This window comes from Streptomyces sp. NPDC047022, from assembly GCF_040644155.1.
Taxonomy (GTDB): domain Bacteria; phylum Actinomycetota; class Actinomycetes; order Streptomycetales; family Streptomycetaceae; genus Streptomyces.
In genome coordinates this window covers 128,091-141,768 of sequence record NZ_JBEYVV010000012.1, presented here as the reverse complement: position 1 = coordinate 141,768, position 13,678 = coordinate 128,091, and the positions used below count along the sequence as shown (strand labels likewise).

The window sequence follows — 13,678 nt, the reverse complement described above, 5'->3', positions numbered from 1 at the left end:
CGGGCCTCGATCAGGGCGTAGGTCACGAAGGCGAGGGCCAGCGCGCCGAGAACCGCCGCGTCACGCGGCGGGCCGAGTGCGGTATGCCCGGTTCGACGTAGAGCACAGGGGTACCCGGGGGCCGATGTCTATCGGACCGAGCTTTCGGAGGTGAGGGGAGTGACAACCTCTTCGAGGTCGTCGATGGAGACCCATCCCGACATCATCGCCATGCGCAACCGTCACGAGATGGCGGAGCGCGCCACCAGTACCCCCAAGGCACAGGGGATCGAGACGCTGGCTCTGCTCACCGGCGTCTACCTGGCGGCCTCCCCGTGGATCGCGGGGTTCAGCACCCTGTCCACGCTGGCGGTCACCAATCTGATCGTGGGCATCGCCTACGCCTTGTTGATGAGCGGTGGATTCGGGCGCGCGTACGAGCGTACGCACAGCATGGCATGGGCGGCCTGTGCACTGGGCGTGTGGACCATCATCGCGCCGTGGGTCGTCGCCGGTCACGCCAGCACGACCAGGACGGTGGTGAGCAACGTCATCGTCGGCGCCATCGCTCTGCTGCTGGGCCTGGCCGCGGCCTCCTCCGCCGGTGAGCGGCGTACGCCCCGGGCCGGACGCGGCGTTGCGGCCCCGTAGGGGGCTCGAGGTGTTCCGTTCCGGCGTCCGGCCGGGACCGCGGAAGCGAAGGTGGTTTCGAACGTGACGGCGCGCCGGAACAGAAGCCTGGTCGCCCCTGAGGGGAACACGGTCGGGGACGCCGACCTGCGGGCAGTGCGCACGGCACTGACAGCTCAGGCACAGGAGCTGCGACACGAACTCGTCGATATCGACTCCGCACTGTCCTCGCTGCGCGAGGACTGCGAGCTGGACGCCGCTGACGTCGGCGTGAAGACGATCTCACTCGAGCAGCTCCGGCTGCAGCAGGACCGCGCGGGCGCGGCACTTTCCCGGACGGTGGCCGCACTCGGCCGCCTCGACGACCACAGTTTCGGGCGGTGCCTGGACTGCGGACGCCAGGTGGACAGGGAGCGGATACTCGCCGTGCCGCACGCGGAACGATGTGTGAGATGCGAGGAGGCATACGGCCGCCTGTGACGCCGGGCGACGCGGAGGCCGGCGGTGCGCGGACGGAAACGACGCCGGCGGGGGGTCCAGCCGTTTCGTGAGCCGCGTCCCCCATTCGTGTGGTCCGAGCAAAGTTCACCCGGGCGGCCGTGATTCAGCGCCGGACGGCTGACCGGGGTTCCGCGGTGCCGCGATGAGGCCGGCCGCCGGGTCCGGAGGATGTTTACGCGGAGGTCATGGGGGCTAACCCCCTTGCGTTCGTCACGGAGGCCGACTCGTCGGCGCACGCTGGAGGGCGCTCATGCCGAAGCCGCACCCGACGCCGGGGCAGGAGGAGGACGCCGTCGAGAGCCCCCGCGTGCGCACGGGTGAGAGGATCAGGGACTGTCTGACCACCACCGATCACAAGAAGATCGGCAATCTCTACCTGGTCACGTCGTTCGGCTTCTTCCTGGTCGCCGGACTGCTGGCGATGCTGATGCGCGCGGAACTCGCCCGGCCGGGGCTCCAGCTCGTCAATGAGCAGCAGTACAACCAGCTGTTCACGATCCACGGCACCATCATGATGCTGCTCTTCGCGACGCCCACGTTCACCGGCTTCGCGAACGCCGTCATGCCCCTGCAGATCGGCGCCCCCGACGTGGCCTTCCCCCGGCTCAACGCCCTGACCTACTGGCTGTTCCTCTTCGGCGGACTCACCGTCATGTCCGGCTTCCTGGTGAGCAACGGCCCGGCGCCGTTCGGCTGGTTCGCCTACTCCCCGCTGAACGACGCGGTGCACAGCCCGGGCCAGGGCGGTGACCTGTGGGCCATGGGACTGGTGCTTTCGGGCGTCAGCACCACGCTTGGCGCCGTCAACTTCATCGCGACGATCATCTGTCTGCGCTGTCCCGGCATGACGATGTTCCGGATGCCGATCTTCACTTGGAACGTGCTGTTCACGTCCGTCCTCGTCCTGCTGGCCTTCCCCGTGTTCGCGGCGCTTCTGCTGGCACTGGTGGCCGACCGGCAGTACGGCGCGCACATCTTCGACCCGGCCAGCGGCGGGGCTCTGCTGTGGCAGCATCTGTTCTGGTGGTTCGGCCATCCGGAGGTCTACATCGTGGCGCTGCCGTTCTTCGGCGTCGTCACGGAGATCCTGCCGGTGTTCAGCCGCAAGCCCGTGTTCGGCTACGTCGGCATGGTGAGCGCGACCATCGCGATCACCATGCTGTCGGCCGCCGTATGGGCCCATCACATGTTCGCCACGGGTGCGGTGCTCCTGCCCTTCTTCTCCTTCATGTCCTTCCTGATCGGCGTCCCCACGGGGGTGAAGTTCTTCAACTGGATCGGCACCATGTGGCACGGCAGCGTCTCCTTCGAGACTCCCATGCTGTGGTCGCTCGGCTTCCTCGTCACTTTCCTGCTCGGGGGGCTCAGCGGCATCCTCATCGCGTCACCCGCTCTCGACTTCCACCTGACCGACACCTACTTCATCGTCGCCCACCTGCACTATGTGCTCTTCGGGACGATCGTCTTCGCCATGTTCGGCGGCTTCTACTTCTGGTGGCCCAAGCTGACGGGCCGCATGCTCGACGAGCGCCTCGGAAAGATCCACTTCTGGACGCTGTTCATCGGCTTCCAGACCACCTTCCTCGTGCAGCACTGGCTGGGGGAGAGCGGCATGCCGCGCCGCTACGCCGACTACCTCCCGGCCGACGGGTTCACCACCCTCAACACCGTGTCGTCGATCGGCGCCTTCCTGCTGGGGCTTTCCACGCTGCCCTTCCTCTACAACGTCTGGAGGACCACCAGGTACGCACCGAAGGTGAACCTGGACGATCCATGGGGATACGGCCGCTCCCTCGAATGGGCCACCTCATGTCCTCCGCCCCGGCACAACTTCACGGCGCTGCCCCGGGTCCGTTCCGACTCTCCCGCCTTCGACCTGCACCATCCGGAGTTCCAGGAGCAGTTGCCCGCGCAGGCTCGCGGAGCCGTGGAACCGACCCCCGACACCCTAGGGACAGCGACCGAATGAAGTCCGAGGCGTACCTCTTCGCCGGCGTGGCCGTGTTCTTCCTCGTCACCGACGTCGCCTACATCTGGTTCGCGCGGGAGCCCGCGGGTATCGCGGCGCTCAGCGTGTCGTTCCTCATGGCGTCCGTGATCGCCTTCTTCTCGTTCATCAATTACCGGCGCAAAGGCCTGCGTCCCGAGGACCGACCGGGCTCGGAGATCCGTGAGCGCACCGGGCGCGTCGACTTCTTCCCCCCGCACAGCCGGCATCCGGTGGTGACCGCTGTCGGCGCCACGGTGGTCGCCAACGGGATCGTCTACGGCATCTGGCTGATCCTTATGGGCCTCGGGATCCTGGCGGTCGGGCTGTTCGGCATGGTGTTCCAGTACAACGGGCGAGTCGGCGGATAGGGCCCCGCCGTCCCCGACAGGTCAGCCGGCCTTCTCCTCGCCCCCGACGCCGCCCGACACGGGATCGGCGGTCCGGCCGCCCGCCTGGAGGCGTTCCTCCGCCGTCGCGGGCATGTCGACTCGTTCGCCGAAGTACCACGAGCTGAGGGCCGCCCGCATCCTGCTCCGCAACGGCGCTCCCGGTCCTGGATGCCGCAGCGGTCGCGGGATGTCGCGCACCAGCGACTTGTACCGCTGGGCACGGTCGACCGGCTCCTGCGGCTCGCTCATCCCGCCCGCGAGGTCCTGGTACACCTCACCGGACTCCTCGCCCTCCTCAAGCAGCCTGCGGTCATGCCGCTGCAGGCCGAGGCAGGCGCGTCGGGTCACCAGGTAGGCCAGGACCGGGAGGACGAAGAAGGCGACCCGGAAGATCCATGTCAGTTCGTTGACGGAGAAGTGGAACCAGACGGCCAGTACGTCGTTGCCACCGGCCATGAGCAGTACCGCGTACCAGGCGATGGCCGCCACGCCGAGGGCTGTCCTTGTGGGCTTGTCCCGGGGCCGGTCGCACAGATGGTGCTCCACCATGTCACCCGTGACCCAGCACTCGAAGAAGGGATACAGGTAGAGCACCGCGAACAGCAGGCCCGGAAGCGCGACCGCGGGCAGGAAGACGTTCCACATGAAGGTGTGACCGGCGATGTTCCATTCGGCGCCGGGCATCAGCCGCAGCGCTCCCTCGAGGAATCCCACGTACCAGTCCGGCTGGGCGTCGGTGGAGACCTGATCGGGCCGGTACGGGCCGAAGACCCACACGGGGTTGATCTGTGCGACCGCTCCCAGCAATGCGGTGACGCCGCCGACGATCAGCGACAGTCCGGTCGACTTGGCGACGAACGAGGGGAACATCGGCCGGCCGACGACGTTGCGGTTGGTCTTCCCGGGTGCCGCCCACTGAGTGTGCTTCAGATAGATCACCATGATCAGATGCACGGTGACCAGGGCGATGAGGGCGCCGGGGACGAAGAGCACATGAGTGATGTACAGACGGCGGTTGATCGCGGTGCCGGGGAACTGACCGTCCCAGAACAGGAAGCTCAGGTAGGTGCCGACAACCGGGATCGACAGGACGATGGAGTTGGCGGTGCGCAGCCCCGTGCCGGACAGCAGGTCGTCCGGCAGCGAGTAGCCGCAGAAGCCCTCCAGCAGGGCGAGCAGGAACAGCGTCAGCCCGATGACCCAGTTCATCTCCCGGGGCCTGCGGAAGGCACCCGTGAAGAAGACCCTCATCATGTGGACGCCGATGGCGGCCACGAAGACGAGGGCCGCCCAGTGGTGCATCTGCCGCATCAGCAGACCGCCGCGCACATCGAAGCTCAGATGAAGCGTCGAGTCGTACGCCTGCGAGACGAGCAGTCCCCGCAACGGCACATAGGGGCCCTTGTAGGGCACCTTGACCAGGCTGGGATCGAAGTAGAGCGTGAGGTAGGTCCCCGTCAGCAAGAGGACGACGAAGCTGTAGAGCGCGATCTCCCCCAGGAAGAACGACCAGTGGTCGGGGAAGGCCTTGCGCATCAGCTGACCGGCGAGTTCCGACACGGGCGACCGCCGGTCGGCCGCGACATACGCCCGGAAGGCCCCCTGCCGCGCCCTTCCCGTCGTCCTTTCCCCGCGTCGCCGTAGCAGCATGCCCGCACCACGCTCCTCGTTCGCCTTCCGTGTGGGACGCGCGACCCCCTGGGTCACACGACGGGCGCAGGAATACCCGACGGCCGCGTTCCTCAACCAGCAACCAGTGGCGGGTAGCGCAGGAGCATGAAACCGTGAGCCGGCGGGAACCCCCACTCGGGCAGCAGCCGGTGCCCGTCGGCCCGTCTTCAAGGAGCACACGTGGGGAGCGACCGCGACATCCTCGAGGAGCTTGCGGCGGACCACCGCAGGATCCAGAGCCTGCTCGACCGTGTGCGGTCCGCGCAACCCGGCAGCGATGAGCGCACCTCATTCGTCGAACAGGTCAGCGGCTGCCTGGTGCGCCATCTGGTGACGGAGAGGGAACACCTGCACCCGCTCGTGCGCCGCTACGTCCCGGACGGTGACCAGTGGACGCACGGGCTGCTCGCCGTGGACAGGGACATCGAGCAGACGCTGAGGTCCCTGGAGACCGTTGCGCCGCGGAACGAGCGGTACACGGACCTGTTGCTGTCCCTCGCGTCCGATGTCACCCGGCATGTGGTCGATCTGGAGCAGCGGGTCTTCCCACGCCTGCAGCCCATGAGCCCGGCCGCCGTCCTGCGCGACGCGGGGACCGGGGCACGCCGGACCGAAGCGCTCGCCCCTGCCGGTTCGCGGCCCGGTGCGCCCGCCGCGCCGCGCCTGACACGGCTCACCGCGTCCGTCCGGGGGCCCTGGGACCGGCTACGGGACCGGATGAGCCGCCGCGGTCTTCACTGAGCGAACCGGGCCGGTCAGACCTGTGCCATGCCGCCGTCGACGAAGAGTTCCACGCCGGTGATGAAGCTGGAGGCGTTGCTGGAGAGGAACGCCGCGGCCTTGCCCATTTCGCGGGGGTCGGCGATCCGCCCTGTCGGGTTGCCCTCGCCCATGAGCCTGACCGCGGCATCGACCTGATCCGCGCCCTGCGCCATCCCCAGAGCGTTCCGCAGGGAGTCGGTGTCGACCGCACCCGGGCTGAGGACGTTCATGCGGACGCCGGAGCCCTTGATGTCCTGGATCCAGGACCGGATGAAGGCGCGTACCGCGGCCTTCGAGCCTCCGTAGAGCCCCATTCCGCGCGGCGGCTGGATGGAGGCCGTCGAGCCGATGATGACGACGGTGCCGCCGGGCGGCAGCAGCGGCAGGGCCGGCTGGACGGTGAACAGGACGCCCTTGGCGTTGACGTCGAAGGTCCGGTCGAACTGCGCCTCGGTGATCTCACCGAGCGGTGCGTGGGCGCCGATTCCGGCGTTGGCGACGATGGCGTCGAGCCGCCCGTACCGGGTCTTGATCTCCTCGTACACGGCCTCCATGTCCGCGAGCGCGGTGACGTCGGCCACGATGCCCGCGCAGTTCGGTCCGATCCCGGCGACCGCTTCGTCCAGCGGCTTCTGTTCAAGGTCGGTGATGACCACAAAGGCTCCCTGGTCCACGAATTCGCGGGCGATCCCCAGGCCGACGCCGGACGCGCCGCCGGTGACGACGGCGACCTTGCCTTCGAGCGGGAGGCTCATCGTTTTCTCCTCTGAGTGGGTGTGCCCGCACCGCGCGGGCGACGGAGGCATGTGCCCTACACTCAGAAGTGGAGGCGCCGCCGCTTCATGGAACATAACCGGAGGCGTCTCCACTTAGCAACCCTGGACGACGAAGGGCCCCCTCCCATGACCACAGGCGCCGGGAAACCGCTGCGCGCCGACGCACGGCGCAACCGGGAGAAGATCCTCACCGCAGCCGCGCGAGTCTTTGCCGAAGAAGGGCTGGACGCGCACCTCGAACGCGTCGCCAAGGAAGCGGGCGTGGGCTCCGGCACCCTCTACCGGAACTTCCCCACCCGGGAACTGCTGATCGAGGCCGCCTATCGCAACGAACTGAGCCGACTGTGCGACGCCGCCCCCGACCTCCTGGCGGCCATGCCTCCACACGAGGCGCTTCGCGCCTGGATGGGGCGCTTCATCGACTACGCCACGGCGAAACTGGGGATGGCCGATGCGCTTCGTGCCGTCGTCGACTCCGGCGTCAACCCCTACGCCCAGAGCCGCGAGCTGATCATGACCGCCCTCACCTCGCTCCTGGACGCCGCGACCACCGCCGGGACCATCCGACCGGACATCAGCGCCCCGGACATGTTCGCCGCCCTCACCGGCGTCGCTCTCGCCTCAGGAAAACCCGACCAGCGTGAACAGGCCGAACGCCTCCTCGATCTCATCCTCGACGGCCTCAGGCATCGCACAGCGCTCTGACGTCCGTCCCGGAAGCGTCGGCAGGCGAAGGACAGCGGCCGGGCCGGGGCTCGCGGTCACATCGGCTACGGTCATGGACCCCGGGTCCTTGGCCGGGCCACCCCTGGCATTCAGCATTCCCACATCCAGCCTCCGGGCAGTGGTCACGCGTACGCCAACCGGCGTCGGAAGAACAGGATCGCGCGCACCGCACCGACCGGGTCCGCGTACCCCAGGCTCTCAGCGGCGTTCGAGCAGGGGGTAGCCCACCCCAACGGCACGTGACCAGGAGAGAGCCATGACCGGCGTTTCCACCCTCGCCAGCCCCCCATCGCCCGTGGCACCCGCCCGCTACACCGTGAGCCTCGCCCGTGACGAGGACGACGTCCGCGCGGCGCAGCGGCTGCGTCACGACGTCTTCGCCGGGGAGATGGGTGCCCTCCTGGCCACCCCGCAGCCGGGCCTCGACATCGACGCGTTCGACGCGTACTGCGACCACCTGCTCGTCCGGGACACGCTGACCGACCAGGTCGTGGGCACCTACCGGCTGCTCCCGCCGGAGCGCGCCGCGATCGCCGGCCGGCTCTACTCCGAGGGCGAGTTCGACCTCGGCCCGCTCGCCTCGATCCGCTCCGGGCTCGTGGAGGTCGGCCGCTCCTGCGTCCACCCCGATCATCGGGACGGCACGGTCATCGGACTGATCTGGGCGGGCATCGCCCGCTACATGGTCGACGGCGGCCACGAATGGCTCGCCGGCTGCTGCTCCCTGCCTCTCGCCGACGGCGGCGCGATGGCCGCGGCCACCTGGGAACGGGTACGGACCAAGCACCTGGCCCCTGAGGAGTACCGCGTGCGGCCGTTGCTGCCCTGGCGCTCCGACACCCCGGCCTCCGCCGGTCACCAGGAGCTCCCGCCGCTGCTTCGCGGCTATCTGCGCCTGGGCGCCTGGGTGTGCGGCGAGCCCGCGCACGACCCGGACTTCGGCGTCGCCGACTTGTACGTCCTGCTGTCGATGCGCCGGGTCAACGCGCGCTACCTGCGGCACTTCCTCTCCCTCGTCCCGGCGTGACGACGATGCCCAGAACGGCTGTGAGGTACGTGTCCCGTACCGCCGTGCTCCTGCGTCCGCGCCGCGGCACTCCGGTCCTCGCGGGCCAGGGCACGGCCGTGGTGGCGATCCCGGCTCCCGCGACGGTGGCCGGGCCGCGCCGCGCGGACGCCGCCGCCGGGGCGGCAGCCGCCCCCGCGAGTGCCTGGCTGCCGAGTGCCCCGTGCACGCCGGGCTCCTGTGTGGACGCCACGGCGTCCGCGCGCGCGATACCGCGTGCCGTGCTCCGGCTGGCGAGCGTGCTGGTCCTGCTCATCGGCGGCGTCGCGCTCTTCCCCGCCGTCCGTCTGCTGGCCGTGGCACCGCGCGAGCGGATCATCAGGACATGGTGCCGTGTGGTCGTGAGCGCCGCCGGAGTCCGTGTACGGATCACCGGTGAGGCGCCGCGGCACGGCGGGCTGCTGATGGTCGCCAACCACATCTCCTGGCTGGACATCCCGCTGCTCGCCGCCGTCCGGCCCGGCAGGATGCTCGCGAAGACCGAGATACGGCAGTGGCCGGTGGCGGGTGCGCTGACGGCGGCGAGCGGAGCGCTCTTCATCGACCGCGACCGGCTGAGGGCGCTGCCGGACACGGTCGCGCGGATCGCGGACGGCCTGCGCGCCGGTTCGGCGGTCGTGGTCTTCCCCGAGGGCAGCACCTGGTGCGGCCGGGCGCAGGGGTACTTCCGGCGGGCGGCCTTCCAGGCGGCACTGGACGCGGGCGTGCCCGTCCAGCCGGTGCGGCTCCTCTACCGGTTCGACGGGGGGCAGGCCAGCTCCGCGCCCGCGTTCGTGGGGAGCGACTCACTGCTGACATCGGTGTGGCGGGTCGTGTCGGCGCACCGGCTCGTCGCGGAGGTCCGGCTCACCCCGGCGCTCGCACCGGACACCGGAACGGACCGCCGCGCCCTGGCCCGAGAGGCCCAGCGAGCTCTCGGGCTGCCGTCCGCGGAGCACGCGCATCCGGCACCGCGCCGATGAGGGGGACAGGGTGACCTTGCCTGAGAACCGGCGTTCTCGTATCGTGGCCGTCGAGCAGAGAACGCACGTTCTCCGCGCTTCGGCGGCCACACGGTGACGGGTCCGAGCCGGAACCGGCCGGGCGGTCGTCGCGCGGAGGGCTGACGATGTCACTGCACGATTTGGACGGCTGACCGGCTCTCATACCGACGGAGGCGACATGACCGACGAACCGCGCCCCCCGTTCCCGCCCTTCACGCGGGAGACGGCCGCGGAGAAGGTGAGGCAGGCGGAGGACGGCTGGAACACCCGCGACCCCGGGAAGGTCGCGCTCGCCTACTCGGTGGACTCCCGCTGGCGCAACCGCGCGGAGTTCATCGCCGGCCGTGACGAGATCGTCGCCTTTCTGACCCGCAAGTGGCGGCGGGAGCTGGACTACCGGCTCATCAAGGAACTGTGGGCCTTCGACGGCAGCCGCATCGCCGTGCGCTTCGCCTACGAGAGCCACGACGACTCCGGCAACTGGTTCCGCTCCTACGGCAACGAGAACTGGGAGTTCGACGAGAACGGCCTGATGACCCGGCGCCACGCGTGCATCAACGACCTCCCCATCAAGGAGTCGGAGCGGCTGTACCACTGGCCCCTGGGACGCCGTCCGGACGACCATCCGGGCCTGAGCGATCTGGGCCTGTGACCCCCAGCGGGCCGGCTCGCCCGCTGGACCGCGCGCCGAGCCCGGCGACGCGCGCCAGCCTCCGGTACGAGTCCACGAGGGCCGCGCGGTCGTACGTACTGGTCGTGACGAGGACCTCCTGCGCCCCCGTCTCCTTGAGCAGGTTCTCCAGTTCGCCCGCGACCTGTTCCTCGGTACCCGCGACATTGCCGGTGAGCCCTGCCTCGTACAGACCGCGCTCCTTGGCGCTCATCGCCAGTGACTCCACGCGCTCCGCGGGCGGCAGCGGCGGGAAGGCGCCGTGGGTCCGCGCGTACGCCATCGACCATGCCTCGGGCAGAAGGATGCGCCGGGCGTCCTGCGGGGTGCCGGCGACGGCGACCGTGCCGGACACGATGACGTACGGCTCGCCCGCCCACACGGACGGCCGGAATCCCGCACGGTAGCGCTCGATCCCGTGCAGCATCTTCTCCCGGTTCCTCAGGTCCCCGATGACCAGGGGGAGCCCGGCCCGGGCGGCGATGTCGGCGCCCTCGCCCAGGGCCAGCACGAAAGGCGGCACGGCCAGCCCCTCGGCGGGCCGTGCGTGCACCCCGGTGGCGGAGGTGCCGCGGAACCAACCGAGCAGCTCGTCGAGTTGGGCCGCGAAGTCGTCCGCGTCGCCCTTGTCCCGGCCCAGTGCCCGGCGCACCCCGTCCGTGAAGCCGACGGACCGGCCGAGCCCCATGTCGATCCGTCCCGGGAAGAGCGACTCCAGCACCCCGAACTGCTCGGCCACGACGAGCGGCCGGTGATTGGGCAGCATCACGCCGCCCGTCCCCACCCGGATCGTGCCGGTCGCCCCCGCCACGGCCGCGGCGAGCACGGTCGGCGCGGACCCCGCGACACCGGGCACACCGTGGTGCTCGGACACCCAGAAGCGGTGGTAGCCGAGAAGCTCGGCCTCCCGGGCCAGTTGCACGGTGTCCCGCAGGGCCTCGCTCGCGTCATGCCCTTCACGGGTGCGCGAGCGGTCGAGTACGGAGAAGCGGACCTGCGCGATCACTGAGCTCACACGAGCTTCAACGCCTGCGCGGGCCTGAGATTCCCCGGCTCTGCGAGCGCGTGCCGCGCGCAGAGCCGGGAGCCGCCGGGGTCAGCCTACGTGGACGCGGGGCCGTCGCCCCCGGTCCCGTTCCGCCTCGCGCAGTACCTCTCGTGTCACGGGGGCCACCTCGCCCTGGCCGAAGAGGAAGAAGCGCAGGAAGTTGGTGAAGGGGCTGCCCTCGGTCCATTCGAAGTAGATGTGCGGGATGCAGCCGGTCGCGTCGCGCACGTGCAGCATGAGCGCCGCCAGGGCGTTCGGGACCGACGTCGACTCAAGCGTCAGCACGCGGTAGCGGTCGTGCAGCACCTCACCCCGTACGGTCAGCCCACCCTCGAACTCCGACGGGTCGCCGACCGTCACCTCCACGAACACGACGTCGTCCTGAGGCGTGATGTCGTTGTCGGCGCGCATCTGCTCGATCTTGGCGCGGTACTCGGCGGCGTCCCGGTTGTCGGGCTCGTTGGCGATGAACCGGATCTTCCGGCTGGCGATGTCCCGGACGAACCGTTCGGCCATGGTGTCGAGGGTCACGCTGGTCACCCGCAGTTCGAAGGCGCGGGCGAGGCGGGAGAGCAGGGAGACGAGGATGATTCCGGCGATGAAGCAGGCGCCGATCTTGACGCCGTCGGGGCGTTCGATGACGTTGACGACGGTGGTGTAGAGGAAGACGGCGGAGATGACGGCGAAGGCGATCGTCCATTTGCGCTGTCCGGCCTTGCGGGCGGCAATGGTCACGGCGATGGCGGCGGAGCTGATGAGGACGAGGACGCCGGTGGCGTAGGCGCCGCCCTGGGCGTCGACGTTCGCGTCGAAGATCCAGGTGACGAGGAAGGCGATCAGGGTGAAGACGATGACCATGGGTCGTACGGCGCGGGCCCAGTGGGGTGCCATGCCGTAGCGGGGCAGGTAGCGGGGCATCAGGTTGAGCAGGCCGGCCATGGCGGAGGCGCCCGCGAACCACAGGATCGCGATGGTCGAGACGTCGTAGACGGTGCCGAAGGCGCCGCCCAGGTACTGGTGCGCGAGGTAGGCCAGGGCGCGGCCGTTGGCCTGCCCGCCCGGCTGGAACTGCTTCTCCGGGATCAGCAGCGTGGTGATGAAGCTGGTGGTGATCAGGAAGCCGCTCATGATGACGGCGGCCGTGGTCAGCAGCTTCTTCGTGTCCCGGATACGGCCGGTGGGCCGCTCCTCGGTGTCGCCGGGGTCGCCCTGCACATGCGGCATGACCGCGACACCCGTCTCGAAACCGGACAGGCCGAGCGCCAGCTTCGGGAACACGATCAGCGCCACGCCGACCATGACGAAGACATTGCCGTGTTCGGCGGTCAGGGCCCCCGACCAGTCGGTGATCACATGACCGGCGGTGGCCACATGCCACAGGCCGACCACGACCACGACGACGTTGAGCGCCAGGTAGATGCCGACCAGGGCGAAGGCGACGCCGATGGCCTCAAGGAAGCCCTTGAGGAAGACCGCGCCGAGCAGGGCCACCAGGAAGAGGGTGATGGCCATCTGGTGGCCCTGGAGGGTGCTGGTGAGGTGGGGGTTCTCGACCAGGTGGGTGGAGGCGTCGGCGGCGGAGAGGGTGATGGTGATCAGGAAGTCGGTGGCGGCGAAGCCGAGCAGGGTGAGGACGAAGAGCTTGCCCTGCCAGAAGGACAGCAGCCGCTCCAGCATCGAGATGGAGCCCTCACCTCGCGGGCTCTCTTCGGCGACGCGCCGGTAGACGGGCAGGGCGCCGGCGAGGGTGACGATCACCAGCACGATGGTGGCGATGGGGGAGAGCAGTCCGGCGGCGAGGGCGGCGATGCCTGGCTGGTAGCCGAGGGTGGAGAAGTAGTCGACGCCGGTCAGGCACATCACCCGCCACCAGCGCTGCCCTTGATGCCCGGTCTGGACCGGCTGTTTCTCACTGTCGGCTTCAGGGGCACCCTTGCCCATGTCGGACAGCCCCTCCAGCATCCACGCCCGCAATCGGCTCGCAGGGGGGTGTTCGGTGGTGGCCATGGGCGTGCTCTCCCGGGGTACGGCTAGGTGAGGGTTTGCGCCATCACACGGACGGCCGCATTAGCGTATGCAGAGAGTGACGCGCAGGCCCATGGCTGACCGGGTGAACGGCGTCAATCTTCCGTTAAGAACGACGGGCATCCCGTCAGAGCGCCATCAGACCGACATCAGTGCCGCGTCAAAAGCACAGGAATCGGACCCAGTGGCTTCGGGGCTCACCGAGGGGACCGATGTGCCAGGGTCGAATACGCAGCGTCATGCCAGTCCGTGTTGTGCGGTTCAGGCGGCGCGGCCGACAAGTGCCGAATGCGCCGGACCGTGCGGCGCGCTCGGCGGCGATGAGACGGTCGACGGCCGCCCGCGCCTCCTCGGCGGTAACGGCCGTGCGGGCAGCCGGGGCGGGGGCGGGCCGTGTGGTGCCGGGGCGGCGACGCGCAGCCGTGGGTGGCGGTGCCCGTCGGATGGTTCGCCCGGGCGATG

At 69.6% G+C, this 13,678-nt stretch carries 13 protein-coding genes; 9 read left to right on the top strand and 4 right to left on the bottom strand.

From position 1 onward, the window contains the following. The first annotated feature begins 183 nt into the window (after positions 1–183). From ABZ845_RS15930 to ABZ845_RS15915, 4 genes are all read left to right on the top strand, one after another. Positions 184–630: an SPW repeat protein gene (locus ABZ845_RS15930; protein WP_360979012.1), complete on the top strand. Its 447-nt coding sequence runs from the start codon at positions 184–186 to the stop codon at positions 628–630. A 63-nt stretch (positions 631–693) separates the two neighbouring features. Further along, the gene (locus tag ABZ845_RS15925; protein WP_360979009.1) at positions 694–1,089 is read left to right on the top strand and encodes a TraR/DksA C4-type zinc finger protein; all 396 of its coding nucleotides are present in this window, start codon (positions 694–696) and stop codon (positions 1,087–1,089) included. Between the two features lie 271 nt (positions 1,090–1,360). Then, positions 1,361–3,079 (top strand): cytochrome c oxidase subunit I, encoded by a 1,719-nt coding sequence (gene ctaD / locus ABZ845_RS15920; RefSeq protein WP_360979006.1) that lies wholly within the window; start codon positions 1,361–1,363, stop codon positions 3,077–3,079. Further along, the gene (locus ABZ845_RS15915) at positions 3,076–3,468 is read left to right on the top strand and encodes a cytochrome c oxidase subunit 4 (RefSeq protein ID WP_360979003.1); all 393 of its coding nucleotides are present in this window, start codon (positions 3,076–3,078) and stop codon (positions 3,466–3,468) included. The genes ctaD and ABZ845_RS15915 overlap by 4 nt, the downstream gene beginning before the upstream one ends. 21 nt (positions 3,469–3,489) lie before the next feature. Here ABZ845_RS15915 and ABZ845_RS15910 read toward each other — a convergent pair whose 3' ends face one another. Further along, entirely contained in the window at positions 3,490–5,139 is a 1,650-nt protein-coding gene (locus ABZ845_RS15910; RefSeq protein WP_360979000.1) for a cytochrome b N-terminal domain-containing protein, read from the bottom strand. A gap of 201 nt (positions 5,140–5,340) precedes the next feature. Here ABZ845_RS15910 and ABZ845_RS15905 point away from each other — a divergent pair, with 201 nt between their 5' ends. Next, positions 5,341–5,901: a hemerythrin domain-containing protein gene (locus ABZ845_RS15905; RefSeq protein WP_360978997.1), complete on the top strand. Its 561-nt coding sequence runs from the start codon at positions 5,341–5,343 to the stop codon at positions 5,899–5,901. 14 nt (positions 5,902–5,915) lie between these two features. On the opposite strand, the gene ABZ845_RS15900 is transcribed toward ABZ845_RS15905, so the two are convergent. Next, positions 5,916–6,677: an SDR family oxidoreductase gene (locus ABZ845_RS15900; protein ID WP_360978994.1), complete on the bottom strand. Its 762-nt coding sequence runs from the start codon at positions 6,675–6,677 to the stop codon at positions 5,916–5,918. A 147-nt stretch (positions 6,678–6,824) separates the two neighbouring features. On the opposite strand from ABZ845_RS15900, the gene ABZ845_RS15895 reads away from it, so the two are divergent. The 4 genes from ABZ845_RS15895 (at position 6,825) to ABZ845_RS15880 (ending at position 10,125) form a co-directional block, all read left to right on the top strand. Then, positions 6,825–7,403: a helix-turn-helix domain-containing protein gene (locus tag ABZ845_RS15895; RefSeq protein ID WP_360978991.1), complete on the top strand. Its 579-nt coding sequence runs from the start codon at positions 6,825–6,827 to the stop codon at positions 7,401–7,403. 277 nt (positions 7,404–7,680) lie between these two features. Further along, positions 7,681–8,451, top strand: coding sequence for a GNAT family N-acyltransferase (locus ABZ845_RS15890; protein ID WP_360978988.1), 771 nt, complete (start codon positions 7,681–7,683; stop codon positions 8,449–8,451). Between the two features lie 125 nt (positions 8,452–8,576). Next, positions 8,577–9,452: a lysophospholipid acyltransferase family protein gene (locus ABZ845_RS15885; RefSeq protein ID WP_360979100.1), complete on the top strand. Its 876-nt coding sequence runs from the start codon at positions 8,577–8,579 to the stop codon at positions 9,450–9,452. Positions 9,453–9,651: 199 nt separating this feature from the next. Then, complete coding sequence (locus ABZ845_RS15880; RefSeq protein ID WP_360978985.1) at positions 9,652–10,125, top strand: nuclear transport factor 2 family protein; 474 nt, start codon at positions 9,652–9,654, stop codon at positions 10,123–10,125. Here the strand turns inward: ABZ845_RS15880 and ABZ845_RS15875 are convergent. Both ABZ845_RS15875 and ABZ845_RS15870 read right to left on the bottom strand, forming a co-directional pair. Then, positions 10,043–11,158, bottom strand: a complete 1,116-nt coding sequence (locus tag ABZ845_RS15875; protein WP_360978982.1) for an LLM class flavin-dependent oxidoreductase — start codon at positions 11,156–11,158, stop codon at positions 10,043–10,045. The two genes, ABZ845_RS15880 and ABZ845_RS15875, sit on opposite strands and share 83 nt — an antisense overlap. Positions 11,159–11,239: 81 nt before the next feature. Then, positions 11,240–13,198, bottom strand: a complete 1,959-nt coding sequence (locus ABZ845_RS15870; RefSeq protein ID WP_360978979.1) for an amino acid transporter — start codon at positions 13,196–13,198, stop codon at positions 11,240–11,242. Between the last annotated feature and the right edge of the window lie 480 nt (positions 13,199–13,678).

Excerpts from the sequence above, each read along its gene's own strand:
- ABZ845_RS15930 (WP_360979012.1), top strand. The coding sequence starts at position 184 with ATGGAGACCCATCCCGACATCATCGCCATGCGCAACCGTCACGAGATG.
- ctaD (WP_360979006.1), top strand. The coding sequence starts at position 1,361 with ATGCCGAAGCCGCACCCGACGCCGGGGCAGGAGGAGGACGCCGTCGAG.
- ABZ845_RS15915 (WP_360979003.1), top strand. The coding sequence starts at position 3,076 with ATGAAGTCCGAGGCGTACCTCTTCGCCGGCGTGGCCGTGTTCTTCCTC.
- ABZ845_RS15910 (WP_360979000.1), bottom strand. The coding sequence starts at position 5,139 with ATGCTGCTACGGCGACGCGGGGAAAGGACGACGGGAAGGGCGCGGCAG.
- ABZ845_RS15900 (WP_360978994.1), bottom strand. The coding sequence starts at position 6,677 with ATGAGCCTCCCGCTCGAAGGCAAGGTCGCCGTCGTCACCGGCGGCGCG.
- ABZ845_RS15895 (WP_360978991.1), top strand. The coding sequence starts at position 6,825 with ATGACCACAGGCGCCGGGAAACCGCTGCGCGCCGACGCACGGCGCAAC.
- ABZ845_RS15890 (WP_360978988.1), top strand. The coding sequence starts at position 7,681 with ATGACCGGCGTTTCCACCCTCGCCAGCCCCCCATCGCCCGTGGCACCC.
- ABZ845_RS15880 (WP_360978985.1), top strand. The coding sequence starts at position 9,652 with ATGACCGACGAACCGCGCCCCCCGTTCCCGCCCTTCACGCGGGAGACG.
- ABZ845_RS15870 (WP_360978979.1), bottom strand. The coding sequence starts at position 13,198 with ATGGCCACCACCGAACACCCCCCTGCGAGCCGATTGCGGGCGTGGATG.